Source organism: Streptomyces sp. NBC_00996, assembly GCF_045162675.1.
Taxonomy (GTDB): domain Bacteria; phylum Actinomycetota; class Actinomycetes; order Streptomycetales; family Streptomycetaceae; genus Streptomyces.
The window spans coordinates 2,208,349-2,235,076 of sequence record NZ_CP108723.1 but is presented as its reverse complement, the minus strand read 5'-3'; the positions used below and the strand labels follow the sequence as shown (position 1 = coordinate 2,235,076).

Annotated in this window: 20 protein-coding genes; 11 read left to right on the top strand and 9 right to left on the bottom strand. The window is 70.1% G+C overall.

Translation table 11 applies throughout. From position 1 onward, the window contains the following. Positions 1-558 precede the first annotated feature (558 nt). The 11 genes from OG390_RS10675 to OG390_RS10625 are packed head-to-tail and all read left to right on the top strand — an operon-like array spanning position 559 to position 15,109. Positions 559-795 carry a hypothetical protein gene (locus OG390_RS10675; protein ID WP_406166956.1) on the top strand — a complete coding sequence of 79 codons (237 nt, stop codon included), beginning with the start codon at positions 559-561 and terminating at the stop codon, positions 793-795. After that, the gene (locus OG390_RS10670) at positions 792-1,574 is read left to right on the top strand and encodes a vWA domain-containing protein (protein ID WP_406166954.1); all 783 of its coding nucleotides are present in this window, start codon (positions 792-794) and stop codon (positions 1,572-1,574) included. The genes OG390_RS10675 and OG390_RS10670 overlap by 4 nt, the downstream gene beginning before the upstream one ends. Further along, positions 1,574-2,449: a protein phosphatase 2C domain-containing protein gene (locus OG390_RS10665; protein ID WP_406166953.1), complete on the top strand. Its 876-nt coding sequence runs from the start codon at positions 1,574-1,576 to the stop codon at positions 2,447-2,449. The genes OG390_RS10670 and OG390_RS10665 overlap by 1 nt, the downstream gene beginning before the upstream one ends. Before the next feature lie 2 nt (positions 2,450-2,451). Next, positions 2,452-3,519, top strand: coding sequence for a hypothetical protein (locus OG390_RS10660; RefSeq protein WP_406166951.1), 1,068 nt, complete (start codon positions 2,452-2,454; stop codon positions 3,517-3,519). Then, positions 3,516-4,376, top strand: coding sequence for a 4Fe-4S single cluster domain-containing protein (locus OG390_RS10655; RefSeq protein WP_406166949.1), 861 nt, complete (start codon positions 3,516-3,518; stop codon positions 4,374-4,376). Before OG390_RS10660 ends, OG390_RS10655 begins: the two co-directional genes overlap by 4 nt. After that, entirely contained in the window at positions 4,288-5,679 is a 1,392-nt protein-coding gene (locus OG390_RS10650; protein ID WP_406166947.1) for a hypothetical protein, read from the top strand. Before OG390_RS10655 ends, OG390_RS10650 begins: the two co-directional genes overlap by 89 nt. Next, a complete protein-coding gene (locus OG390_RS10645) occupies positions 5,676-7,796 on the top strand; it encodes an AAA family ATPase (protein ID WP_406166945.1) in 2,121 nt (706 codons plus the stop codon). The genes OG390_RS10650 and OG390_RS10645 overlap by 4 nt, the downstream gene beginning before the upstream one ends. Before the next feature lie 18 nt (positions 7,797-7,814). Beyond that, a complete protein-coding gene (locus tag OG390_RS10640; RefSeq protein ID WP_406166943.1) occupies positions 7,815-9,881 on the top strand; it encodes an Hsp70 family protein in 2,067 nt (688 codons plus the stop codon). Beyond that, the gene (locus tag OG390_RS10635; RefSeq protein WP_406166941.1) at positions 9,882-11,063 is read left to right on the top strand and encodes a hypothetical protein; all 1,182 of its coding nucleotides are present in this window, start codon (positions 9,882-9,884) and stop codon (positions 11,061-11,063) included. It abuts the gene before it with no gap. A gap of 1 nt (position 11,064) precedes the next feature. Then, complete coding sequence (locus OG390_RS10630) at positions 11,065-13,512, top strand: GTPase-associated protein 1-related protein (protein WP_406166939.1); 2,448 nt, start codon at positions 11,065-11,067, stop codon at positions 13,510-13,512. A gap of 4 nt (positions 13,513-13,516) precedes the next feature. Next, positions 13,517-15,109 (top strand): hypothetical protein, encoded by a 1,593-nt coding sequence (locus OG390_RS10625; RefSeq protein ID WP_406166938.1) that lies wholly within the window; start codon positions 13,517-13,519, stop codon positions 15,107-15,109. A gap of 49 nt (positions 15,110-15,158) precedes the next feature. On the opposite strand, the gene OG390_RS10620 is transcribed toward OG390_RS10625, so the two are convergent. The 9 genes from OG390_RS10620 to OG390_RS10580 all read right to left on the bottom strand — a co-directional run bounded on the left by OG390_RS10620 (position 15,159) and on the right by OG390_RS10580 (position 25,846). Next, on the bottom strand, positions 15,159-18,032 hold the full coding sequence (locus OG390_RS10620; RefSeq protein WP_406166936.1) for a CHAT domain-containing protein: 2,874 nt from the start codon (positions 18,030-18,032) through the stop codon (positions 15,159-15,161). Between the two features lie 43 nt (positions 18,033-18,075). Next, complete coding sequence (locus tag OG390_RS10615; protein ID WP_406166934.1) at positions 18,076-19,449, bottom strand: hypothetical protein; 1,374 nt, start codon at positions 19,447-19,449, stop codon at positions 18,076-18,078. A gap of 52 nt (positions 19,450-19,501) precedes the next feature. Beyond that, positions 19,502-20,230 (bottom strand): Crp/Fnr family transcriptional regulator, encoded by a 729-nt coding sequence (locus OG390_RS10610; RefSeq protein ID WP_406166932.1) that lies wholly within the window; start codon positions 20,228-20,230, stop codon positions 19,502-19,504. A gap of 420 nt (positions 20,231-20,650) precedes the next feature. Beyond that, complete coding sequence (locus tag OG390_RS10605; protein ID WP_406166931.1) at positions 20,651-22,519, bottom strand: caspase domain-containing protein; 1,869 nt, start codon at positions 22,517-22,519, stop codon at positions 20,651-20,653. A 1-nt stretch (position 22,520) separates the two neighbouring features. Continuing rightward, positions 22,521-22,721: a hypothetical protein gene (locus OG390_RS10600; RefSeq protein ID WP_406166929.1), complete on the bottom strand. Its 201-nt coding sequence runs from the start codon at positions 22,719-22,721 to the stop codon at positions 22,521-22,523. Positions 22,722-23,390: 669 nt separating this feature from the next. Beyond that, positions 23,391-24,125, bottom strand: coding sequence for a hypothetical protein (locus OG390_RS10595; RefSeq protein ID WP_406166927.1), 735 nt, complete (start codon positions 24,123-24,125; stop codon positions 23,391-23,393). A 29-nt stretch (positions 24,126-24,154) separates the two neighbouring features. Continuing rightward, the gene (locus OG390_RS10590) at positions 24,155-25,093 is read right to left on the bottom strand and encodes an AAA family ATPase (RefSeq protein WP_406166926.1); all 939 of its coding nucleotides are present in this window, start codon (positions 25,091-25,093) and stop codon (positions 24,155-24,157) included. Beyond that, positions 25,090-25,305: a hypothetical protein gene (locus OG390_RS10585; RefSeq protein WP_406166924.1), complete on the bottom strand. Its 216-nt coding sequence runs from the start codon at positions 25,303-25,305 to the stop codon at positions 25,090-25,092. Before OG390_RS10585 ends, OG390_RS10590 begins: the two co-directional genes overlap by 4 nt. A gap of 34 nt (positions 25,306-25,339) precedes the next feature. Beyond that, positions 25,340-25,846 (bottom strand): hypothetical protein, encoded by a 507-nt coding sequence (locus OG390_RS10580; protein WP_406166922.1) that lies wholly within the window; start codon positions 25,844-25,846, stop codon positions 25,340-25,342. Positions 25,847-26,728: the final 882 nt, after the last annotated feature.

The following is a 26,728-nucleotide window of genomic DNA, read 5'->3' as shown; positions in this document are numbered from 1 at the left end:
CGGGCCGCGACCTGATGGTCGCGGCCCAAGCTCGTTCGATGTGGGAAACCGACGGAACGCGCTGTTCAGGCAGTAGGCCAGGCCCCTCGGAGATCGTTTCCCACGGCCTCGGTGATCATTTCCCACGGTCCTGACCGGAGGCCATTCCCACGACACGTCACGATTGAGAAGCGGCGCCATGTGTGCCGCTGTGAGATCCGCTCGCTCGACGGCACAGTCCCAGCACACTCGCTTCCCGAGCCGGCCTCAGTCGCGTGCTCTGGTGAACCAGCCGCACGCACAGCGACCAGGCCGGGCCGGGGCGCGGGGAGATCCGGATGCTCATCCGTGCCGTCGTCGACGTACACGGATGTCGAACCCACACCTGAAGTTGCCCAGGAGGCTCGCACCGTCGATGCCGTGGATGGCGACTGCTTCAGCTGGTTCGTTCCCCGCCGGACCGGCCCGCCGGCTCGAAGCCGGCCCAGAGCCCTGCTGAACGAATCCTGCGACAACCTGCTTCCACCCAAATACACTCGGTGGCCACCGGATCGGTCTGTGCCACGAAAGGTTGAGCACATGACGGAGTTATGGTCGGGCGCCCACGGCTCGGTGGGGCGCGTGGTCACATGGCCCGCACCTGACGCGTACGTCCTGGTCGACGGCGTCCTGCTGCGGGCCCTGCCGGCCCGCGTGGACGCGATACCCGGGCGTCTGGTGCGGCTCGCCTTCGACTCCGGGAAGGGGCGCCTGCTCATGACGGAAGCCGATCCCGGCGACGACCCGAGGACCGCCGGGAAGCCGGGCGCCGCATGACCACGGACTACGACATCGGGTTCGCGTCCGGGCTCGACGAACGGCAGCCTGTCGTCATCCTCCTCGACGCCTCGGGCTCCATGGCCCGCCCCGCGTCCAACCCCCGCATCGCCGAGGTCGACTCGGCGCTCACCACCCTGTTCGAGAGCGTTCGGTCCCAGGCCCGGCTGCGGGCGCGGGTGGAGACCTGTCTGATCACCTTCGGTTCGCAGGTCCGGGTGTACGACGCAGGCGCCTCCGCTCTCGTCACCGCGGAACAGGCGGACTCCGACCGCGTCTTCGTACCGGTGGACAAGTTGTCCCCTCCTCCGCTCACCGCGGAGGGCTACACCTGTCTTGAGCCCGCGCTGGATGTCGCTCTGCGGCTCGCCGCCGAACGCCGCCGAACTCTGGAGGCCCGCCGGCTGTCCGTACTTCGGCCGCTGATCTGGCTGGTGACGGACGGCGCGCCGAGCGATGAGCGGGGCCGGGCACTGGACACGGCGGAACTGGCCCCGCTCGCCGACCGGTTGCGTGTGGCGGAAGCGGCCTTGCCCCCCGACGGATGCGTCTTCCTCACGATCGGTGTCCAGGGCGCCGACCGCCGACTCCTCGAAGTACTCGCGCCGGACGCCACGTTCATGCTGGAAGGCCTCGACTTCACCCAGATCCTGCAGTTTCTGCTCCGCAGTTCCGACCGGGTCAGTTCGATCGGCACGGCCGGGGAAGTGCACCGTGAGGTCGCCCGGCAGGCCGCGCTGCAGAAGGCCATGAACGACCTGGCGGAGAAGCACCTCTAGTGGACGACCACCGCGGGCTGTTCGTATCGGGGGCCGTGGTGCAGGGCACCGACCACCTCGCCTCGGGAATCGGTTGCCAGGACGCCCTCAAGTCCGCCCGGTGCGAGGGCGGCGAGGGCGTCGTACTGGCCGTCGCCGACGGTGCCGGCAGTCGGGACCGCAGTGCCCTGGGAGCCCATCTGGCGGTCGACATCGCGTGCCGGGCGCTTGCCCGGGACCTACCGGGCGGCGACACGGACGGCCCGGTGTGGACCGAGTGGATCAGTGGCCGGGCGAAGGAGGTCGTGGACACCTGGCTGCGTGCGACGCGTGCCCTGCCCGCGGCGGGGGACTACGAGGGGGCCGGAGCCCACGTCCCGCGCGTCGGCGCCGCAGACCCCCCCGACCCCGGAGAGTTCGCCGCGACCCTGGCCGCGGTAGTCGTGCGACCGCCCTGGGCCGCGTTCCTCTGCGTAGGAAACTGCTTCGGCACTGTCCTGACCATGGACGGCGACAGCGCACGGGAACGCTGCCACCTGGTGCTTCCGCCACCTGACGAACGGCACTCGTCCGTCTTCCTCTCCTCACCCGGGGCTCGCATGCGAGTGCGATCGTTCGCCCTCTGGGATCCAGACCTCACCGGTGTCATGGTGGCAACGGACGGCTGCGTACCGCTGACGCTGGACCACCCTGACATGCACGGACTGCCGACCGCGGCCGGGCCGGTGCCCTCCGCCCGGTTCTTCGTCGGGCTGGCGACGGCCCTGCGGGACAACGGCGGTGACGCGGAACCGCTGCGCGCCCTGTTGTCCAGCCCCGAGGCCGGACGCAGCGGTGACGACCTGACGATGCTGTGCGCGCTCACGGGCCGCGGCACGCGGACCGGGGGGAGGTGACGGTGGTGATTCGCACCTGGTCCTCGTCGGGTCGCGAGTGGGTCCTCGGCGAGGTCGTGGGCAGCGGCTCGGAAGGCGCGGTATACACCGTCGAGCGGCGGCCGGGGCTGGTCGCGAAACTCGTGCCCCTGGCGGCCGAACCCGACGTGTACCGACTGCGTGTGGAAAGCCTCGTTCGGCAGGGACGGGAGCCGCGGACCGTGAAACTGCTGAGCGGAACGCCGAGTCGGCTGGCCTGGCCGCTGGACACCCTGGTCACGTCCGGAGGTGTCACCGGGTATCTGATGCGGGACATGCGCCAGGCGTTCATGCCCTTCGAACAGCTGCTGCTGCCGACGGCACGCCGGGAGTCCCTGCCCGAGATGACCTGGGCCACCGCCTTGCGGACGGCCGCTTCGCTGGCGGCCCTCCTCGCGGACCTGCACGCCGAGGGCTACGTGGTCGGGGATCTCAAACCGGACAACCTCTGGGCCGACGCCGAGGGCCGAACCGGGTTGGCGGACATCGACTCGCTGCAGTTCACCGACGGCCGACGGGCCTTCCCCTGCCGGATGCGCTCGCCGGGCTACACCGCCCCCGAGGGCATCGACTCCGACGTACTGCCGGACCGCTCCTCCGACAGCTTCGTCCTCGCCGTCCTGGTCCACCAGCTGCTGATGGGTGGTCTGCACCCCTTCCACGGCCGCCCGGCCGACGGCCGCCCGTACTTCTCGCTGGACGACAACGTGCGCAACGGCCGATGTCGGTTCACGGACCCCGACTCGGTGGTCCTGCCGAAGGCCGCTCCCCCGACGGACCTGCTGCCCCGAGCCATCAGGGACCTCTTCGCCCAGGCGTTCGGCCGCTCCGGGTGCGGGACCCCAGCCTCCCGGCCGGACGCCGGCGCCTGGGCACGGGGGCTGCTGGCGGAGTCACGACCCGGCCGTCTGACGGTCTGCGACCGTGACGACCGGCACGTGCACACGGTGGAGCGGCCCTGGTGCCCCTGGTGCGACCAGCAGGAGCGCGGCGCCACCACCTGGGGAGCGACCGACACCCGCCCTGGACACAGCGAGGTGATCCGACCATGACCGACTCCGACCCCAGCTCCATCGCTCGACACCTGCCGGCGATGCGCGACGAAGGAGGCATAAGAAGCGGAGGCGACGTACGCGGCTCGGCGGACGCATCCCGCCGGGGCGAGTTGGCCCTCAACCGTGTCCTGGACCGCTGCGGAACGCTGGGGCCCAACGTACGGGCGGTGATCTGGGTCCAGGGCTGCCCCTTGCGCTGCGTGGGCTGTGTCGCACCGGAGACACTCCCGTTCGCAGGCGGCGAGATGCGCAGCGTCGCCGAGGTGGCCGACTGGCTGACGCGCCTGACGGACGTGGAGGGCGTCACCCTCTCCGGAGGCGAGCCCTTCAGCCAGGCCCAGTCGCTGGCGGACCTGCTGGACGCGGTCCGCGAACAACGGCCCGACTTCTCGGCGATGGCGTACACGGGGTTCCGTCACGAGGCGTTGCTGCGCGGTACGCCGGGCCAGCGCGCCCTGCTGGATCGGCTCGACCTGCTCGTCGACGGCCCCTATGTGGCCGCCAGGCACGGGGATCTGCTGTGGCGCGGTTCATCCAATCAGCGTGTTGTCGTACTCACGGAGCGCTACCATCATGTGACGTCACTCACAGATGCAGGGGCGGGCATCGAGGTGTCGGTGGGCAATGACGGCCAGTTCTCCTGGGCCGGAGTCCCGGCTGTTCCGGGCTTCCGCACCTTCGTCGAGGAACAGTTGACAGAAGCGGGGTACGTGGTCGGCGCCCAGGAAACGGCAGTCGCCACGCAGGGGGAAATCCGGGGGACGGATGAGCGGATCACCGAAGTACAGCACCGTCGCGGTCAGTGCGGCCCGCCGACAGGAGGAAGCACAGCGCCGAGCCCGGCAGGAGGCTGAGCGCCGACGCCGTGAAGCGGAGCGGGCGGCGGAGCGACAGCGCCTCGCGGCCGCTCGGGCGGAGGCCCGCAGGCGCCGAATGGTGGAACTGGCAGAGTCGCGCAGGGCCGAGGACGAGAAGCGACTCACCGGCGTACGGATGGAGCGCGTCCAGGCTGCCGAGCAGAAGCTGACTCAGCTCGACGAGCTGATCAACGCCCTTGAGGCGAGCGGTGGCCCGAGGGCTGCCGCGGAACGGCTCCAAGAGGAGACGGACCGGCTGCGCAAACGGCTGCGCCACGGCACTGACGCCTCCGTGGACGAGGAGATCGAGCGGTTGCGCGGCCGTACGGTGCATCTGCGGTCCTCCGCGGAGGACCGCAGCGGCCGGGGCGATCCCCGGCAGGCGTTGAAAGCGCTCGCGCTCCGCCTGGCGGGCCTGGGCCCGCGGGCGGCCGTGGACGACCCCGAGGGACATCGCAGCTGCACCAGCCTCATGGATCAGCTGCGTACGGCACTCGAAGAGGGGCACACCGCCAGGTTCGAAGCCCTGCGGGGCACCATCGAGCACCGACTCGTCCAGCACGCCGCCGCCCTTGAGGAGGCGGCAGCGGTTCGTCGGAAAGAAGCGGCCCAGGAAGCGGAGCGGGCGGCCCGGCAGGAGGCGGCGTCCCGGCGCGCTGCCGAGGAGGTACGGCTCCGCCACGAGTCGCTGGCCGAGGCAACGGACCGGCTCGGCACCATCGCCGACGCCGTGCGCGACGCGATCAGGGACGCTGTCGACTTCGCCGAAGCCGCTCTCGCGGAGGAGTTGCGCTCCTCACTATCGGCGGTGACCGGGGCCCTGAGTACCGAGCGTGCGGACGACGCACTCGCCGCGGTCGCCGGGCTGGAGGAGATCCTGCCCCGCGCCGAGGCCACGCTGGACGAACTGCTGCTCGCCTACGAACGGCGCACACACCTGGCCCGGGCGCTGCAGAACGCCATGTCCGGCGCGGGATTCACCTTCACCGGCGGCGCCGACGAGGACCGGGGCCTGCTCCTGCGCTTCGCGCGGTCCAACGGTGCCCTCTACTCCACCACCATCGCCAGCACGCCGGGCGGGGCGCCCGTGCTGGCGTACCACGTCGACGGCGAGGCCGATGTGCCCGCCGCACGGGATGGCTCCGAGGTCGCCTGCGACAGCACGGAGGATCTGCTCGACCAGGTGCACCAGGCCATGGCCGACGACGGCTTTGTACCGGGTGAACTCCGCTGGGAGGGCAAGCCGCCGGGTGGCCGTGGGCGAGGTCTGCCGGGTGCCCGGAAGGAGCGCCGGCGGTGACGGGTTCCGACTCCGGGGAGAACGGCGCCGTTCCGGAGGGCCCGGCGCTGGCCCACGCGCTGATGCCGTTGTGGGCCGTGTCGCTCGGCTGGGAGATGGAACGCGGACGCCAGGTCGTCATCAGCGGCCAGATCCGCGACCGCTGGTGGTTCGACGGCAGGCCGGCGCCGTTTCGCGAACTCATCGTCAACGTACTCGTGGGGCGCGGCGCGGAGGTGGTGGGCTGGTGGGACCCGGTGGACGGGCTCACCTTCCCGGTGCCCGGCCACCGCGAGCGGTTCGACGCGCTGGTCGCCGCCCTGCCGGCCGCCAAGGAGGCGTCGCCCGTGGACGCGCCGGAACCGTCCGGCGGCTGGTCGGCCTCGGGAACCGCGGCCTCCGGCGACTCATCGGTGTCCGCGAACGTGAACCGCTCCGGCGCAGCGGCGGACCCCGGAGAAGACGGCCCGCCCCAGGACGGCACGCGCCGGTCCACTGCCCGCCGGTCCGCGGCGGCGGGGCTCCTGCAGCCGCGCCCTCCGCGCCGACTGGTCTCGCTGGAGGACGTGACCGCGCAGGCGCGGCGCCTGGCTGCCCAGTCCTCAGCCGCCACCGCCTTCGTCTTCGAGGACGTCGACCACGCCCTGCCTGTGGCCGACCCGGCAGCGGCCCAGGGGTACCTGCGGCTGCGCGCCGCGATGACGGACGCCGTGCCGCCCAGTACCCCCGCCTCCGGGGGCCGGGCGAGAAACGCGATGCTGGTCGCGGTGGGGGATCTGGACCGGCTGCCCGGCTGGTTCTGGCAGGAGGACCCGCGGGTCGCCAGTCTCCAGATCGGCCCTCCGGACCAGGCCGAACGCAGGCTGTGGCTGTCGTTCCTGCGGCAGGACTTCCGCGGGCACGAGTCCGCCACCCGGCACGACGTGGAGGCGCTCGTCGGGGCGACGGACGGCATGGCCGGCTGGGAACTGGACGCGCTGGCGAGGACCTCGCAGTTGCGCCGCGTGGAGATCTGCCATCCGGACAGGCTGATGCAGGCGCATCGGCTCAACGTCAGCGTCGATCCGTGGTCCCAGCTCGACCGAGCGGTGATGGGGCAGGCCGCTCAGACCCTGATGTCGTCGGTGATCGGCCAGGAGGTGGCGGTCGACGCGGTGGCCGTCGCACTGCAGGCCGCGTTCATCGGGCTGGACTTCGGGGAGTCGGGGGCGGCCCGGCCGCGCGGATCGTTCTTCTTCGTCGGACCGACAGGCGTGGGCAAGACGGAACTGGCGAAGGCCGTGGCGAAGCTGATCTTCGGTGACCCGACGGCGTACGCCCGCTTCGACATGAGTGAGTACCAGCAGGAGCACGCCGCCGAGCGGCTGGCGGGGGCACCGCCGGGATTCGTGGGATACGACCAGGGCGGCGAACTGACCCGGCGCGTCCAGGAACGGCCCTTCAGCGTGCTGCTGTTCGACGAGATCGAGAAGGCACACCCGGCGGTGCTCGACAAGTTTCTGCAGATCCTGGAGGACGGACGGCTGACCGACGGGCGGGGGCAGACCGCCTACTTCTCGCAGTCGCTGATCATCTTCACCTCCAACACCGGTACGGAGGCGCTGACCGGGCTGCTCGCCGCGGAGAACGGTGACGGACCGTCCTACGACACGCTGCGGCGGCACTTCTCCCGGGCCGTGGAGGAGAAGTTCCGTGCCATCGGCCGTCCGGAGATCTTCGGACGGCTGAAACCCGGCGTGGTCGTGTTCGACATGCTGCGGGCGCAGCACGTCGCCGGCATCACCGACCGGCTGCTCGACCAGCTCGCGGCCTCGGCACACGAACGCAACCAGGTCGAGGTGGTCTTCGACCGGCCCGGCGTCCACGCATGGATCACGAGACGCATGGCCATTCCCGAGCAACGGGCATACGGGGGCCGTCAGATCCGCAACGAGCTCGAACTGCTCCGGTCCACGATCGTCGCCCATCTGCTGTCCCAGTCGCCACCGCCCGGTTCCCGGATCGAGGTCGGTGTCGAGCACACCGGACAGGTGCGGGTGTCCGACACGCCCGACAGCGCCCGGGGCCCCGCCGGTACCCCGGGTGGCCGTACCGCGCCCCTCGTTGGACGAGTGTTACCGACGCCGGACAACGCCTAGGAAAGGAACACCCTGACCGTGTACGGCATCGACCTGGGCGCCAGTTGTGCGCGCATCGCCTGGCTGGACGAGCGGCAGCAGCCCGTGACGGCGGACGGAGCGGTCCCGGCCGTGGCCGCAGCCGGGCAGGGGCCGGCGGACGCCGAGGACGGCGACGTGTTCTCCGTACGGTCGAGACTGTTCGCCGCCGAGCCGGTGGCGGCGCCGGCCGTACCGCCGTCCGACGTGCTCCGTGTCTCCGCCTCCGAACTGGTGGGCAGGGTACTCACCGCGTTGCTGCGCCTCGCCGAGGAGGCGGGGGCGGGGGAGGACCGCCGGGCAGTGCTGAATCTGCCGCCCGGGGCGTCCGACGCCCACGAGATGGCACTGCGACGAGCGGCCGAGGCCGTCGGACTGCGGGTGGACAAGGTCGTTCCCGATCCGGTGGCCGTCGCACTGCACTACGGCGCGCTGCGCGACGGCACCGACAGCACCGTCCTGGTCTGGGACCAGGGCGGCACCGGTCTGCGGCTGACCGTGCTGGCCGTCAGCAGTGACCGCAGGGTCCGGCTGGTGGAGACCGCCGAGCACCCGCTGGGTGGAGCCGCCCGGGACGAGGCCGTCGCGCTGGAGCTGCTGCGACAGATGCCGTCCAGCCGCGTGGCTCCGCCCCTCCTGAGGATCGCCGAACGGCTCCGGTTGCGTCTCGCGCAGGCCGAGCAGGTGACCGAGACGGTGCAGCTGGACGGGACGGACCATACGGTGACGTTCGACCGGGAGCGCCTCGACGCCGTACTGGCCCCTGAACGGGCGCGTGCCCGCGACGCCTTGGCCCACGTCCTGAAGGCGGCACAACAGCGCACCGGCCAGTGGCCGTCGGGGCTGCTGCTGGCCGGGGGCGTGTCCGCGACCCCGGGTACGGCCGAGGACCTCGCGGGCGACCTCGGCCTCCCGGTGCGGTCGACCACTCCCGAACTGGCGGTGGTCCGCGGCCTCGCTCTGATCCAGGACTTCGGTCTGCTGCGGATCGAGTCCGGGCGATACACGCGGCCGGCGTCGTTCGGCGCCGACGCCGCCGGTCCAGAGGCCCGCGAGGGCATCCGGGGGACGAAGCCGATGACGCCCGTCCCCGACCCCGAGCCCGCCACGGCCGACGATCCGGAACCCCGCGGCAGCCTGCCGCCCGCCACCGGCCGATACGGCGGCGGGACCGACACCAGGCCGGCCGACCCCGAGCCCGCCGCGCCCCCACGGGACGGCACCGTCCACGACGCGCTGCGACCGCCCCACTCCGAGCAGACGGCTGTGCCGTCTCCCGTCCCGGAGTCCGGCCCGCCCGAGGACCCTGCCGCCCCTGACGCGCCGTCCTCACCGACGACAGACGACAGGGCGCCGGTGCCGTCCCCACCCGAGCCCGGCCCTCGCGGCGCCGCGCAGGAGGGCGGGCGCACCGCGTCCTCGGGCGATGACCTCGTGGGAGTGCCGGTGACCGAACTCCAGGCGATACGGCGCGACGACCACCTGCTCCTGCTCTGGGAGTGGCCGCCGGGCAGCCTCACGGCGCGGGTGCGCTGGCGTCTGGAGGATCCCGGCCTGCCCGACGGCCGGGTCAGGGAGGGTGACGTCCGTTGTTCCCGGCGGGTCTACGACCACGACGGTGGCCTCGACCTGGTGGTGGGCCGTGGCGGGGTGACCCTCACGGTGGAGGCCATGGTCCCGGGTGGAGCGGACGGCTGGGAGCCCCCGTCGTCCCTTGCGGTGCCCTCCGGGCTTCCGGTGGTCCGTTACGAGCCCGCGGTCCGGCGGCGGCTGAGCGGCAAGGTCGCCAAGGTGTCGTTCACCAGCGAGACGTCCTGCCAACTGCCGGCCCTCCACGTGGTGATGGGACGCGGCCGCTACCGGCCGGCGCACCCGGCCGACGGCACGGTGGTGCACGAGATACCGCCCCAACGAATAGAGGCGCACACACCCCTCGTCATCGAGTTCCCGTTTCCCTCCCGCCGATCGGACCGCGGCGACGCGTGGCTGGTCTGCTTCCCGGCTGAACCGCCCGGTGAGGACATCGACCTGCGCCCCGTGGCGCTGCACCGACTGAAGGTGACGTGAATGGCAAGGATGTTCGCCTGTCCCTACTGCTACGAGACCTTCGCCGCGCGGAACATCCAGTTCCGCTGCAACACAAGGCTGAGCCGCAGCGGTCGGCGCTGCAAGGCGGAGCGCGATCAGGTGCGGGTCGACCGGCTGGGCGATCGCGGGGAGGTCGGTCCCGTGTTCACCGCTGACGGCCGCAAGAAGGCCGTCGACTGCCCCCAGTGCGGCGGGGAGACGACATACCGCGTGTGCCCCGTGTGCCACAGCCTGCTCCCGGTGCAATTCGGCATGGTGGACAACCGCCTCATAGCGATGGTCGGGGCCCGCAACTCCGGCAAGACCGTCCTCATGACGGTGCTGCTCCACGAGCTGATGAACCGCGTCGGCGAGAACTTCCGGGTCTCGCTGATGGGTTCGGACGAGTCGACGATGACCCGCTTCGGCAGCGACTACGAGGACAAGCTCTACGAGCACCGGCAGATGGTCCTCGGCACGCAGTCCGCAGCGGCCAAGGACAACCGGGTGGATCCGCTGGTGTTCCGGTTCGGACGGATCCAGGACGGGCTGCTCGGCACCCGCGCCCAGCCCACGGTGCTGTCGTTCTTCGACACCGCGGGCGAGGACTTCAACTCGCGCGAGAGCGTGGAACTCAACACCCGATATCTGTCCAACGCGGACGGGATCATCGTCGTCCTCGACCCCCTGCAGATGCGGGGCGCGCAGGAGCTGGCGCTGGCGAACACCGTCATGCCGGAGGCGGACAGCAACACCCCCCAGCAGGTGCTGAGCCGGATCACGAGCATGCTGCTGGCCCGGTCCTCGGGCCGACGCGCCGCCAGGGTCAAGACCCCCGTCGCGGTGGTGTTCTCCAAGATGGACGCCCTCTGGCACCAGTTGCCCGACGGGAGCCCGCTGCGGGTCCATCCGCCGCAGCACGGCAAATTCGACGTCGCGGACAGTCTCAGCGCGCACGAGGAGGTCCGTGACCTGCTCAAACAGTGGGATGGCGTGTCCCTGGACCAAACGCTGGAGAACAACTACATGCGCTACCGGTACTTCGGTGTCTCCGCGCTCGGCCGCACCCCGACACCGGACCTGAAGGTGGCCGCGACCGGCATCCAGCCGTACCGGGTCACCGACCCGTTGCTGTGGCTGCTCAGCGAGTTCGGCTCCGTACCGAAGCAGGGCAGGGGGTGAGATGGGCCTCCAGCAGATGTACTACACCTCGTGCGAGCGGGGCCTGACCGGGTACGCGGGCTACCAGTTCAACGCGGTGAGCGACGGGGTGTCCGCGGAGACCCTGCGCGAGGTCGAGGCCCTGGTCGCGTACGAGCCGCCGCAGTCCCTCATCTACTCGGACGACCCCGCCGATCTGGAACGCTGTCCGGTGAATCTGTGCTTCCTGCCGGGTGGCCCGGGAGAGACATCCGTGGCGGCCTGCGTCCGGTATGTCGGCCGGGACCCTTCCCAGCGCTTCGGCAACTACTTCGCCCACGCCCTGGGCCGCCTGGACCTCACCGGTGAAGGAGGGGCGTCCCTCCCCATCGAGCTGTGGAGCTCTCCCGAGTGGGCGAGCCGGCCGGTGGCGGACACCCGGCTGCCGGAGCTGCCCGGACCGCCGCGCCCCGGGCCGCTGTCCCCGGCGGGCGTGGACCGCTTCCTGCGTGGTCATCCGTACGGAGACCGGTTGCCGCAGCTGATGTCGGCGGTCCTCTCTGCTCTCGCTGAGGACCGCACCGTTCTGGTGATCGACACGTCGTCCACGGCGGTCGCCCACTGGTTCGCCGCGGTCTGCTACCTGCTGCCGCCGCCGGTCGCCCGGACTCTGTCCTTCGCCACGTATCTGAGCCGTCCCGAACGCAGCAGGCTGCGGCTCGTGGGCACGGTACCCGAGATCCCCGTAGGTCTCGGCCCGGACATCCAGGACGCCTTCCACGTCTTCGACCTTGTCTCCGGCCGGTCGCCCGAGCTGCCGGAACATCCACTGGCCAGGCTGCTCGGGCGGGTCGGCGTGCCGACCGCCCAGACCTTCTGGTCATGGACGAACGACTACGTCAGCGGCCGGGAACACGACCCACAGGACTGGTACGCCCCGGCGGTGGCGGCGACGGTGTCCGGCGGGACCTCCCTCGACGACGAGGAGGTGGCCACCCTCGTCGGCTGGCTCGACACCTCCGATCACCTGCCGCCGGAGGTGCTGGCCGCCGTCGCCAGGGACCTCTACCGGCAACGGCAGCTTTCCGCCGACCAGTTGACCCTGCTCAGCCGGATCGTCCGGACCACGCACGACACGGAACTCATCGAGCAGATACAGGGCGAACTGCTCGAGACCGAGATGCGGCGTCACATGGCGGACGATCCCGCGGCCGCTGAGCCGGTGCCGATCCGTGACCTGGTACTCCGAAGGCAGGCCACCGCCCGTTTCGGGGATCTGCTGCGCGACTGCGACGACCGGCAGGGCGTACATCTGCTGCTGTGGGCGTCCGCGGCCCGCCTGGAGCCGGACCACGACACCCTTGTGCACAAGAGCGCCGAGATCACCCGAGCACTCCTGGACCGGATCGTGACGGCGCGCGTCGACGAGCGCTTCCGGGCACGGCTGACCCGGGTGGCCGCGGACTGGCCCGAGTTCCGGGAGGGCATCGTGCTCGCCCTGAGCGACCAACTGGCGCAGCAGCCGCACCACTTTCCCGAACTGCTGCGGGGGCTGCCCGGTGAACTGCTGCGGGAGAGCGATCTGGAGCACCATCCCCTGCTGCGCGAACATCATCTGATCGCACGCACCGAGCGCGAACCGGCACGCACCGCCGAAAGCCTGGTGCGTGTGCTGCAGATGCGTGAACCCTGCGTCCTGGACGGTGAGTTGCTGCGGAAGCTGTGGCCGTCAGGGCGCTGGACACACGGGGAGGCACTCGAGGTCGTTCCGTTGCTGCCGTTGTCCGTCCAGATGGACGAGAGCGCGGCCAAATGGCTGGAGACAGTGTTCGCACGGGACATCCACGACAGCGACGAGCTGGTGCTCTGTCTTGAGTTATGCACCCTCATGACGTCGCCCAACCGCGTCGCGTGGCTGCCGCGGGACACCCGCGGGTGCGTCGAGAACGCCGTGCGGATCGCGGAGTTGCTCTCACGCCCCCGTGCGTCCGGGCTGTTGCAGGTTGCCGAGACCCAGTGGCCGGCGCTGTGGCAACCGGTGGCCGCCCTGCGCCGCCAGCGGCTCCCCAGGGCTCTCCTGGAATGTCCGGGAACACCCCGGGAGCTCGCCCGCGTCCTTCTCGCGATGGGTGACCGGACCGCGCTCAGCTATCTAGGACTGGTGTGTCGCGCGGCGGCGACGCCGACCCCCGAATCGCTGCGGAACATCCTGGCGGTGGTCACGGCCCAGCGGTCAGTGACCACCGCCCAGAAAGAGCTTCTGGACCGGGCGCTGGAGACCGTCGAACACCAATGGCGCCCCGCCGATCTGGACGTCCTGGCCGCCGAGGTCCGGCCGCTCGACTCGGTCCTCGCCGAGCGGATGGCTCGACGGGCCGAGCAGAAACGCACCCGCTGGTACAAACCGAAGCGCACGCGCAAGCGGGCACCGGAGACCGGTGCGCCGGAACGCGAGAAGCCTCAGGACCCGCGACCCGGTGCCGAGGGGTGAAGCGGTGACCGAACTCATCGTGTACACGCTGGTGGGTGTCCTGTACGCGACCGTGCTCGTCATCTACCTGGCAATGGCCCCCCTCATCGCGGTCGGCCGTGCCCTCGGGCTGACGGGGCAGCTGCTGTGGCTCCACGGCCAGGTCCTGGTGGGAGTGGTGCATCGGCGTACGCCGGAGTACCAGGTCGCGCACCTGCCGCCGTATCGGCCGGAGAACGAGCCGGAACCCGCCTATCGGCAGTACTTCCACGGCCCTGCCACCCGCGATCTGCGCACCGTGTCCCTGCTGACCCTGAGTCGCTTCCGCCGCACCGTGTCGGACTCCTTCACCAGGACGACCGTCCATTACTTCGGGCAGCCCACCGTCAGCCGGCTGGCCGCTGTGCCCTTCGGTCTCACCCTGTACCTGGGCCTGGTGCTCGGCGTCGGGACGGCTGCGGTCCTCCTCGCCCTCCTGGGCCTCCTGCACACGATCCTGGTGTACGTCGCGCAGGGCGTGGTCCGGATCACGGCCGGCACGCTGCGGGCCGTGGACCGGGCGGTACTGCGGGCCAAGGGGCTGCACCACGGCATGGTCTGCCCCCAGTGCTACGAGCTGGTGGAGTACCCGGAGTACGAGTGCCCGGGTGATGGATGCCGACGCCGGCACCGGGACATCCGCCCCGGCCGCTACGGCGTTCTCAAGCGCCGCTGTGCCTGCCGACGCAAGCTGCCGACACTGATCATGACCGGCAGCCACCGTCTGCAGGGGATCTGCCCGTACTGCGAGGGCATGCTGAGCGACAGCACCGGTCTGGTTCCGGAGACGGTGCTGCCGATAGTGGGCGGAACCGCGGCCGGCAAGACGCAGTTGATGGCCGCGATGCTGATGACGCTGTTCGACGCGGCCGGCCGAGGTGGTCGCCCGGCGAGATTCGCCGATCGGGTCACCGCGGCCAAGTACGAGGTACTGCGGGAGGTGTTGGGCATCAGGGGTAACACGCTCGGGACCCAACGGGCCCTGCCGCGCGCGCATTCACTGCTGCTGGGCAAGGGGCGGGCCCGCAGGCTCGTGCACATCTTCGACACCGCCGGAGAGCGCTTCACCAACCTGGAGGACACCGACGCCCTGCGGTACGCACGGACCGCGCGCACCTTTGTCTTCGTGCTCGACCCGCTGTCGGTGGCCGCGTTCTGGCAGGGGCTGTCCGGCGCACAGCAGGCCGGTATGGACCGCTCCCTCGCCTCTCCGGTCGATCCGGAACTCGTCTTCAACCAGAGCACACAGACGATGAAGCGCATGAACGGCGCCCTCACTCAGTCCCGGCTCGCGGTGGCCGTCAGCAAGTACGACGTGCTGCGACGGCAGCCATCGGTTGCCGAACTGCGGCCGGACGACAGCGAGTCCACCCGGGCCTGGCTCGTCGACGTGCTGGGGCTGGGCAATCTGGCACGCGCCATGGAAATGGAGTTCCGGGAGGTGCGCTTCTTCTTCACAGCGGCGGTCATCGCCGAGGAGGAGCAGGTGGACGGCAGTATCGCCCCGTTGGTCGACTGGTGTCTCGGGTCCGGCCGCTACGACGCCACGACGTCCGCCGACCGGGTGTCCATGCGGTGAACCGACCGTCCTGTTCCGGGCCCGACAACGGAGCGCGGGGCGGTGGCGCTCACCGCCCGGTGTGCACGAACCCCGCCCAGGACGCGATGTCCGACTGGTCGTGGCCGCGGAGTTGGGCACGCATCCTTCCTGGCATGGCCTCCGGCGGTTTCTGACGGCCGACCATGCACAGCTGCGCCGTGCGCAGGGCGTCCGCGGGTGCCAGGCCCTCCTCCTTGAGGAAGTGGTGGAACATGAACATCAACACCGAGGTCGCCTCGTCCGGCACGCTCCAGGTCGCGCTCACCACCGACCGGACCCGGCCGGCCAGCAGCGTGGTGCTCAGGCTGAACGCCTCGTCATAGCCGCGCCCGGACCGGCCGCTGCTGCACGCGGCCAGGACGGCGAGCGCGATGCCCCGGTCGGGGCCGGTGCCCAGGGTCCGCACCAGCCGCTCGGCCGCGAGGTGTTCCCCGCCGTCGAGCAGCAGATAGGAGCTGTCTCGTGCCGAAGTGGTCTGTTCGACGATTCCGTGGCAGGCCAGGTGCATCATGGCGCCGCCGTCGGGATCAGCGAGCCAGCGCAGCACCTCGTCGCGGGTGCCCGATCCTTCCTGGCTCAGCTCTCCGTCGGGCAGCCTGCCGACGTATCGCGCGTTCGGATAGAAGCAGTCCTTGATCGCCAGCGCTTCGAGGCGCGCGGCAGGCAGGTCCCTCGCGCTTCCGGCGGGGTCGGGGTCGGCGACCACCAGTCCCTCCGCGGTGAGGGGCACCGGGTCGTGCCAGGCCGACTCGCACAACAGCCGGGCGGACGGCGCGTAAGAGAAGACGACGCGCTCCATCGCGTAGCGCCACGTCCCGTCCACCGACCGGGTGCGCGCCGCGTGCCATGGCACGCGGGCCAGTTCCCGTACAGGAATAAGCACCAGTCGTGCCGGGCGGTCCGCGGGCAGGGTCAGGTGACGCTCGACGAGCGGCCCGATCGCGGACTCCCACGCCCACTCGCAGATGTCCTCGAGCGCCTGAGGGGCCTTGGTCCGTGCACCCAGCAGGGCGCTGTCACGGGTGCGTGGGTCCCCGCCCTCCATGCCCTGAGCCGCGTCGAAGAGGAACGCCTCGAACGCCGCGATCCCGGTGTCGTTCAACTTCGGCAGCAGAAACCAGCTCGAGGGTGCGTCGGCCGGGATCACCACGGCGGCACCGTTGAGCTCGTCCCCCGGTACCAGGTAGACCAGCGCGTCCACGCCGAGCGAACGCAGGGCCGCCCTCGTCTCGTGGGGCTGCGGCGGGTCGAGCAGCCGGGTCGTGCCCCTTGCCGGACTGGCCGTCGGCGAGCCGTCGGCCGTCAGCTCGACACCCGCCAGCGCGCCGATGACCCGGCGCCGCAGCTCGCCCGGCACGTCGTCCGGCAGGTGACTCCGCTGTGCCTGAGCCCATTCCCGGGCCAGTGCCGGGTCGCCCACGGCGGTGAGCCGTGCCTCGATGTCACGGGTCTCGGTCGTGGCGTAGAGGATCAGACCGCGGCCCGCGTCCAGAGCGGTGGCGGCACCTTCCGGATCATGGTCCATCAGGCACAGTCGCGCCGTGTCCAGGGCGTCGCCCGCCGCCTCGCGTGCGGTGGCCTGCATCTCGTCGGGCGTCGACTGGAGCAGCACGCTCCACGCGTGCCCGCGCAGTCCGCTCAGTGCCGTCGACCGGCCCAGCTCATTGCGGCCGGCGAGCCGATAGGCGTGGGCCAACGGCATGGCGGTCGTGGTCCACAGCGCATGGGTGCTGGACTCGGCCTGTCGCCAGGCCTGTTCGAGCAGTTCCGTGGCGGTCCTGAGGTCGCGCCTGTCACCCGTCATCTCGACCCGGCGAAGGTGCGCGACCCCGGCGAACATCAGGTAGTACGTGCGTCGCGGGTCGTGTTCGGTGGCGACGGACAGAGCCTCGGTGAGGTGCTTTACCGCGCTGTCCACCGACTGCCGGGTATCCGTGCCCAGTTCGGCCGCGCCCAGCTGGGACAGCCTGAGGGCGCGTTCGTTGTCCGGGATTCCGGGCTGGTCGGCCATCTCCCTGAACATGCGCAGGTGGTCGTCGCCGACCGGGTTCACGAACTGCGCTCGGCGTACGTTCCCGCCGTCTGTCGTACCGCTGGTCTGGAGCATCTCCAGAAAGGGGACGAGCTGGTTCCATGCCTCGTCCACCGCCGCCCGCAGGGCATCGCCCACAGGCAGCCGGAGCGAGGCCTCGCGCAGTTCCTCCAGCTTCTCCATGGCGCCCGAGTGGTCGCCACGCATGGCCTTGGCGTTCGCCTCCTGCAGCAGTGCCATCACCGTGCCGCGGTCGAGCAGCGGAGACTGAGGGCCCAGCCCGTCCACGAATCCACGGATGTCGTCAGCCAGTCGTTTGGCTCCCGACGGATCCATGTCGGCCTGGGTGATCAGATGCTGCAGTCCCCTCCGCGCCGAGTCGATCAGGGTGGCATGGGGCTGGGTGTCGCCGACGATCCGCGCGTACCCTTCCAGCTCCTGCAGCGCGGCGCGCGGACTGTACCCGGGCCGGTTCTCCTGCCAGGCCACCAACAGGTCCGCCGCCCGCAGCGCCGCGGAGGTCACCTTCCAGTCCGGCAGTGGGGATGAGTCCGTCTCGGCGATGTCCACGAGCACCATCGCGCGGGGCATGCGTGCGGACCCCAGGAGGGCACCCGACCTGATGAGGGCGGTTGCCAGCACGGCCGCCAGTTTGGCCCGGCCGGGCAGGTCCACGGGCAGGTCGTCGAAGTCGTCGAGGGCGCCGTCAATGTCCGCGGGGTCCCTGACGATCGCCTCGTAGCGGCTGGCCCGCATCCAGCAGCGCGCGAAGAGCCAGGGCACGCGGTCGTTCGGGCCGACCAGCTCGATGGCCTGAGTGGTGCGTGCGATGACCATGGCCAGCGCGTCCGCCGACGCCGTGTCACTCATGTCGGCTCCTTTGCCGATAGAGGTCGGAACACACTTGAACGAATCACCCTTCGGACGCGGAGCGCATCGCGCGCACCCATGCGACGGCGGTGAAGTTTTTGGCCGCGATCTCGATCTCCACCTTCTGGAAACCGACGGCCGACAGTCCCTCGTAGCCGGTGTCGACGAGGTCCTGGTAGAGGGTGTCCGAGAAGGCGGCCACCAGGTCGGTGTCGGGGGATTCCGCCAGGATGCGGCGTACGGGGTCGGAGTCGAGTACGCGGAAGAGGGCGACCACGGCGGAGCCCGCGTATCCGCTGTCCGCTTCGTGCACGATGCCCTGGTGCAGACTGGCCCGCATCCGAACGCTGGCCAGGTTGCCCCCCGAACTCTCCTTCCCAGCGATGGAGTTCGCCCCGACGGACCGTTTGTTGGCCGCCGCCAGGCCTGCAGCCAGCCCGGCCAGGAGTCCGGGTACGACCCTGGTCTCGTCGACATCCGGTTCCAGGACGAGGAGATAGCCGTCGCCCTGGGCCTGCCGGCCGCAGTGCTCCCAGACGACTCCGACCCGCTCGCACGCCGCGCGCAGGGCGCGCAGCAGAACTCGCTGCAACCAGACCATGTCGGCGTTGTCGCGGGCGCTGTACTTCTCGATGTCGACCGCCAGGCACAGCCGCCGAAGCCCCGGGGGCAGCCTGTCGTCGTCCGGCTCCCGCTCGCCGGACTCCGGCATCTCGTCCACGTACGTAGCCAGAGCCCAAGCCCCGGGGAACACCCCCGGGTGCGTGAGCGGGGTGACCGCCGTCCACACCTCCACCGCCCGGATGCGAAACGGCGTGTCGTAGGGGGTCTGCGCCGCCCTGCGTCGCAGGGCGCCGCCGAGCACCGGCTGCACGGTCGTCGTGCTCAGGCTGACCCGGCCGGACACGTCCGTCGAGGACGCCGGCATCCGCACCACGGCCTGGGCCCACCGCCCGTCGGGGCGGAGCGCGCCGCCGCGACCCGGGGCCCGGAAGGTCCAGCGGAGCCGTTGCCTGCCGAGCCCGAACACGGAGATCTCCGTTCCGTCGGCGGCGACGGTACCTGGAGCCGGGTCGAGGCTCAGCGCGTGCATGCCGTCGGCCAGGTGGACGGTGAGAGTGACCTGTTCGTAGCGACGCCCGTCGGGCAACTCCTCCAGGTCGAAAGGGAAGCAGACCAGGAATTCGCGGTCCGCGTCAGCTGTAGCGCGCCGATGGGCCGGGTTCTGCAGGGCGTAGACAAGCGGTCGGCCGAGGGAGACACCGCCGATCCGGTCGTGGACAGGCTGTGCTCCTCCCTTGGGAACCACTCCGTCAACGGCAACGAGATCGGGCGTGGCGAGTACGTCGCCACGCACCTCCCCGTGATCACCGCGGCCATCGTCCGCGCCTTTGTACGCCGTGTCGCTGTCCCGCATCCGTCCGGTTCCCCCTCGTTTCCGTGCCGTGCGCGTCCGGTGCCGGCTCGGGTCAGCCGTCGGGCTCCGTCAGCAGGGCGGCCCGTCGCAGCCCGGCCGGATTCAGGACAGTCGTCCGCCCATAGCCGACCTGTATGACTCTCTGCCCGGCCAGTTCGGCAAGCACGTGGTGCACCCGGCGCTCTCGGGCGCCGACGAGTCCGGCGAGTTCCGCCTGGGTGAGCCGTGGTCCTATCACCACGCCGCCGTGCCGTGGCTCTCCGTAGTCCTCCACCAGATCGAGGAGGACCCTGGCGACGCGGATCGCCACCGGACAGCCGCTGAAGTCGCCCCGGCGCCGTACCGACCACCTGTTCTTGCGCACCAGCATCCGGCTGACGGCCAGCGCCGCGGCCGGACACCCGTCCAGGCACTCCAGAAAGTCACGCTGGCCGATGCGTCGGGCGGTCACGGCCCCGGCGGCAGTGACGGTGGCTGACCTGGGCCGGTTGTCGAAGGCGGCGAACTCCCCGACCAGATCCCCGCCGAGCCGGATGGCCAGCAGCGCGGTGTTCCCGTCCTCCGCAGTCGCGGTGACCTTGGTGACGCCGTTGAGGAGGAGCAGTACGAAGGTCTCCCGAAGGCCTTCGATCAGGAGGTGTTCACCCGACTCGTACGAGCGTGGTGTCCCCAGGGAGAGCAGGGGCTTCTCGACCTCCGGGGAACCAGCCAGATCGGCCAGGAACGTACCGTGCGGCCACCGGTCGACAGCTCCCGGGCCCTCCGTTCGTCTCTCTGACATCACGGCACCTCTCCAGAAAAACAGATCTTCTCCGGCATTGGCGACGTACCGCATCGTATCCGCCAAACGGCGAACAGCCCTTCCTTTCGCGCAAGTTGGGGTACGGAGACGACGGCCCGAACCACTGCTGACGAAGACGCCGGACTCTGCGTCCGCATTCCGCAGTGCTGCGGAGAGGATGTCGCCGCGGTTGCTGCACGCTGACTGTTCGGGGGACAACACGGGGGCCCGGCCCGTCACAGACAGCCGGGCCCCCGTAGCTCGGACCACAGCGTCCACCGCCAGTCGCCGGACAGGCCGTCCAGCGCAAGGCAGCGCCTGGCGGCCTTGCGGTACGTACGGCGCGTACACCTCGCCCCAGCGTTCCTGCTCGGCGAGGCGATCCACCCGTACCCGGTACACCGTAGGAGACCGACGGGATCACGTGCCAACCTCCTGGATCCGGGGCAGCGCGTCGGCGTGCACGGTCCACACGCGGTACCGGAATTCCTCGCCCACGACCATCTGCGAGTCCCGCACTCCGTCCCAGACCTCCTGGAGCAGGGCGCCCAGGGCGGAGTCGGACGTGTGCGCGGATCGGTCGCGGGCCTCGCGCGAGGCGAGGGCGCTGAGGTCCATCCGGCGGTCGCCCACGATCACGTGGACCGTCTCAGGGCGAGGGCCTCGCTCGGGTACGTCCGAAGGCCAGTACACCCGCACGGGGGCAGTCGCACGGTGGGTGTGGGGCTCCGTCCGGTAGCCACTGGGCTGGTCATTCGTCACCAGCGCCGTGCGGCCGCTCAGTCCTACCCCGATCACCCAGAAATACAACGGTGTGCCTGAGCGATTGTTCACCGTGAGCCGATAGAGGTCACCGTCGTACAAGCGCTCACCCATGGGCTTGATCACGCGCCAGTCACCGTTGCGCGTGGACCTCCGGGCCTCGAACAGGACGTCCGGTTCGGCGTCGAGACGGCTCGAGTCCCGGGGGTCGCGCAGCCACCGCACGCGTTCGCCTCTGGCCAGCTCGTCCAGAAGCGTTATCAGCCTGGAGGCATCGGAGTACGCCGGATCGGTCGGCCTGCGCGCGGGCAGCCCCGCCCGGTCCAGCACCTCGGGCCTGCCGTCGCGGACCCGTACGACGGCGAAGGCCTCGTTCGGCTCGCGTGTCTCCGCCAGGCGTGGCGAGCGAACGAGTTCCTTGCGCAGTGCGTCGGCGAACGGGCCGACGGCGTCGATCAGCACCTGCCGACGGTCGTGCACCCGTACGGCGAGCGCGTACGAGCCGGACGGCACCAACGAGCTCGACAACTCGCCCGCCTGCGGCCCCCGGCCCGCGGCCGGCTCGGCGCGCAGCACCGCGTCGCCCCCGTGCATCTCCTCCACGGTCGCCGGCACCGATGTCTCCCGACCCTCGTTCGCCGGAGTGTCAGCGGGGAACACCATCCTGACCTCGTCCTCGGGGCCGAGCCCGAAAAGGGCCCCGCCCGGAACACGGAACCGCCCCTCCCGCCGTAGCAGGGGAAGACGCTCCGGCTCGGCGGGCTCCTCCAGAAGGAACGGCAGCCGCCCCGAGGGCCCTCCCGCATCGGGCCACTGAAGCACTTGCTGCTGCTTTATCCGGTCGCGGGCCCGGGCCACCAGCGTCGTCCAGGGAACCGGACGGCCCGCGGTGGCGTCGAGCAGGTCGGCGAGGACCGCGGTGAACACCCCCTGTCGACCGGCCCCGGGGCGGAGTTCGGCCTCGTACGCCGAGCCGTGCTGCTCGCACGCCGTCAGCCGTACCACGTTCGGCACCAGTGGGTCGTCCGAGCCGGCCAGAAGGGCAGCGCGGGCGAGCGCCGCGTCCGGGGGGACGCGTGGCAGCCGTACGGACTTCAGCGCCCACCGGTCCGATTCGTACGCCGCCTCCCGTACCGCTCCGCCCGAGTGACAGGAGTCGAGGACACAGGTGACGTTGCACGTGACCGCGGTGATCGCGCGCACGGCTGCGGTGAGTTCCTCCGCGAGGTAGCCGCGGAAGTCGGTGGAGGTGCTCTGGCCCATGTCGACGGGCACCAGGTACTGCAGCCCGTCCGACAGCCCACCGTGCCCCGAGTAGTAGATGACCACCCCGTCACCCGGCCGGACGACACCCCGCAGCCGGGCCATGCCCTCCGTGATGCCCGCGTATCGGGCTCGCTCCTCGGTACGGACGTCCAGGTCGGTGAACCCGCGGTCCGCGAGGACACGGCGCATCAGCTCGACATCGGCGTGCACGCCGGTCAGACCGTAGGTCTGCGCGCCGATCAGTACGGCTCTCAAGGTCATCTCACACCCCCACATGGATGAAGGGCGCCCAGTGGTACGGGTGCCGTTCGGTCGCGGCCGGGCGCCGCACCAGTTCGCTGTCCCGGGACGGCCCGGAGTACTCGCCCTTGGCCCATGAGCGGGCCCGGGTGCGCGGGCCGGGGTCGACCCCGGCCCGGCGGGCGAGGAAGCGGAACTCCTCGTCCCGTTCCGCGCCGGACAAGCGATGTCCGCGCCTACCTCAAGCGCAGCCTGCTCGTGCACGACTGGGCCCGCGACCAGGCCCAAATCGCCACCGAAACCCGCAGGTTCTTTCACGGCCTACGCGTGCGCTGCACCCTCGAAAAGACCCCTTTGAGTTTCGGAGCAGTAGTGGCCTCGCCGTCGTCCTGGCGGAGTCGGGGGACCCTCGACCGGATACGTTCTGCCTCGGCTGCGGCTGGACACGATGTACTCGGTCCACTTCGTACGCGGTCGAAAGGAGTACTGCTGTACGCAGTCGCCCAGACGGAGGCCCCCGGACGCTCGGCCAGACGCCCGACGGGCCCGAGCACGTGGCCTGGTGGGCCGAGACGGACTGGCCGGCATCCGGTTCGTCTTCGTCGGTATCGAGCAGCGCCGTCCTGCGTCCTCTGATCACCAATGCGCCGCAGGTGGTTCCCCGGCCGTGCCGCGGTTGTGGATGCCGGGACATCCGGCTCGCGTGCTACGGATTGCCGACCCTCATGAACCACCCCGGAAGGTCCGGTGGCACCGCCCTCCCCGTTCTCGCGGGAACCGACAGCGCTGCGGCGGAAACCAGCACCGTCGGGGCACGACGCCCGCGAACCACGGGACCACTCGGAAGCCCTCGCCGCGGCCACCTCTCGGACTCGCCCCGGGCACGGCGCGGTCATGGTTCGTATGGCCTCGCGCCCGTGGGGTCGGGCCTCGCACCGCCCGGTACTCCGTCGTCCGGGCCGCTGTCCTGCCCCACGGGCGCCGGGGCACCCGCTTCCGCCTCTTCACCGAACACCGCGGACGGATGCGTGGCTGTTGGCTCCCTGGACTGCGGCGGCACAACCGGCTCCGGAATGCCCTGCTGCGCATCCTCACAGCCGAGCAGGATGTCGTTGCCGTACGGATCGTCCACCGGCAACGGGGCCTGAGTGGTCACTGCCTCGTCGGGCACGAGCTCAGCAGGACTGCCGGCCTGCGTCGCACTCGGTACGACGTCGGGCTCCGGTGTCGGCTCGGGCGCAGCGAGCCGTACCTCCAATCGGAGAGTGTCGTGCCCTGCGGACCCCGCGGCATCGCGCACTATCGGTTCCACCTCCGAAGCAGAGTGGACGACGACGAGGGCTCCTTGACTGCTGTCTTCACCGGAGAGCGGTTTGACGATCGGAATCGCAAGATGGTCGGCCACCTCGGGGTCGTAGCTGATGCGTACCAGGACCTCCACCTCGGCCACATGGAGCGAGACCGCTGCCGGATCGGGAAAGCTCCTTCTCGTGGTGAGGGTTCGCAGCAGCGGCTGAGCGGGACCGAGGACGGACCGCACCTGCGTGGCGCCCGGATGTCCGAACTCTGTCAGGCATCGTTCGAGGAACCCGGTCAGTTCCTCGCAGACCTGGCTGGTGGAGCGCAAGGGACCCTGTACTATGACACGTTCGAATCTCACAGCTGCTTCCCGCCGTTCTGATACGCCTCTACATAGCTGCCGCCGCTGCGCAGGAGGTCGCCCTCGACGTCCTGAATCTGGTCCAGTGCCATGCCCAACTGCTCCATGCCGATCACCGGGGACACATCGGCGAGAGCTCCGGCGAGGACCATGACGTGCCTCAGCGCCCGGCCCGACAACCCCTCGGTCCGCCGGACCAGTTCGCGCCACGCTCCGTCCTCGTCCCGGGCGGACGTGAGCGCCGCACCTACGTCGTAGGCGACGGCCAGGGCACCGAGCGAGTCCCGCAGGATGCTGGAGCGGGCCTCGGCGTCGGGCAACGGAATCTTGATGGCGAAGTCGACGCGCTCCCGCACCGCCCGGTCCAGCGAACGCGGTGTGTTCGTCGTCAGCACGAACATCACGCCGGGACACTCCTCCACGCACCGGTCCAGGGACTCCATGAACGCGTTCACCTGGAACAGGGCGTCCACGGGGTTGGATTCGAGACTGATCGCCGAACGGTCAGTACCCAGCGTCTCCACTTCGTCCAGAAGCACGAACAACGGAACGTCCGACTGCGCGGTCTCCCTGATGCGGGCGAACGCCTGGATCACGCGCTGTTGTCCGCCCCCGCGCACACCACTGAACAACGCGTGAGTGTTGACATGCAGAAAAGCCACCGCTGTCGTCGGGGAAGCCGCCGCGAACGCCGCGGGCAGGCCACGGGCCAGGCTGGTCTTCCCGCACCCCGGCGGCCCGTACAACAGCACGCTGCGGCGCAGCCCCAACGCCTGGCTCGGAACCTTCGACAGCCGACTGAGGGTACGCGTGTACGACAGGAGGAGACCCTTGATGCCAGCCGGCAGGCACACCGCGTCCCAGGAACTCAGCAGACGTTCACGCGCCTCGGGCAGCCAGGACACGACGAGCAGTTCGGTGTCTGTCTCCGTCATACGACCTCTCCCAGATCCGCCTCGTCGGCATCCGTGCTCAGACCGTTCAACAACCCGTCTGCCACTTTCTCCGTGAGGTACGGTGCGCTTGCGAGTTCCATGTGTGCGGCGCGCAGGTCCTTCTCCACACGGCCGCAGAGTTCCGCCAGGTCGTCGGTCTCCTCGATGCTCAACTGGTGCCGCTCTCCGTGCAGCAGGTAGTTCACCCGCATGTCGCTCTCCCCCGGTCTTCCGCCTGAGTACATGTCAGGACCACGTGAACATGCGGGACTGCACTGCGGCCGTGTCGATCACATCGCCCACGTCGCGCTGTGTCAGATGGTCCACGCTGCCGAGTGTGGTGGTGTCCCAACCCTCTACGTCCGGCGCTCCGTCCGCGAGCGAAACGACCACCCGGTACTTGCACCCCGGGTATCTCCCCAGCGACTTGGTCTCCGTTTTCACCCGGTCGATGTCGGTGCGGTACCGCTCATTGGTCTCGGAGGTGTACACGATATTCAGATCCGTACGGCACCGGACCACGTGGGTCACCGGATCAAAGACCTCCAGGTACGCCGCTTTGAGCTTGCGCATGGCGAGCCAGGCCCTCAGCCCCTTCTCGATGATGGGCTGGATCTCCGCGAGTTCGGTGACGTTCATCCCCAAGTCGGATACCACCTCATAGAAAATGCGCACGATTTCATTCGCGGAATAGACATTCGCACGGGCAACAACATTGATGCTGGTCCGCACGTGGACACCGGCCACCGCCACGACGATCTCCCCCCCGTCACGCATGAAGAAAAGGCAGCGAATCCGCACGACAAAGTTCTCCGGAGGCAACCGCCCCTAAAGCCCTTTCTCTCTCCCCCGACAGGAAGGCACGTCCGCCGACGCTCCATTGAAAACCCTGCGGACGCCGAATTCACCGCCCGTTTCGATTACTACTGCATATGCAAGCACTCGCGCCCGTTCTCGCTACACAGTTGAACGTAACGGCGTCGGACGCCTTCTCAGAAAAGGACACAACTCGATCAAGATCGAACAGTGGCCACCTGTTGCGCTCCCAGAAAGTGGTCGGATCGACCAGGACCTGAGGTTCCGTCCGCCGGGTTCGGTTCGTGACGGGCGACGAGCCCTCTTACAGCCCATGGATATTGAGAGCTCGGCTGCGGATTCTGGACGCCGACTTACGGGAGCTACAGGGACCTGCACAGCTTTGCGCCCTGGCCGATGCGCCGACGGACGTACTCACACTCGCTCACACTCACGGCTGTCTCCATCGTGATGCGTCATCGCGTGACCGCTGACGGGCAGGTATAGGCAACCTCCGCGAACTGGCCGACCGCGAGCTCATACACCGGCGATCCCGCAGCGGTGGCTTCCCTGCCCGAACTGATCGCACGAGGAGTGTTGTCCGGCAGGCGAATGATCAAGCCCGAGGCTGATCGAGCAGTGCTCCATCAAGCCCCGCACCCTGGGCCGCGGCATCCACCTCCCCCTCATCGATCCGGAACCCAGCCCAGCAGGCCCGATCAAGGTCTGCCGCCAGAACGCCATCACGGTCAGCCCGGAAGCCGGCGGCCAAGCAGTGGCAGGTACTGGAGTACGGCGGCCCGGAATGGCAGAAGGTCTACTTCCGGCTCCGCAACAGCG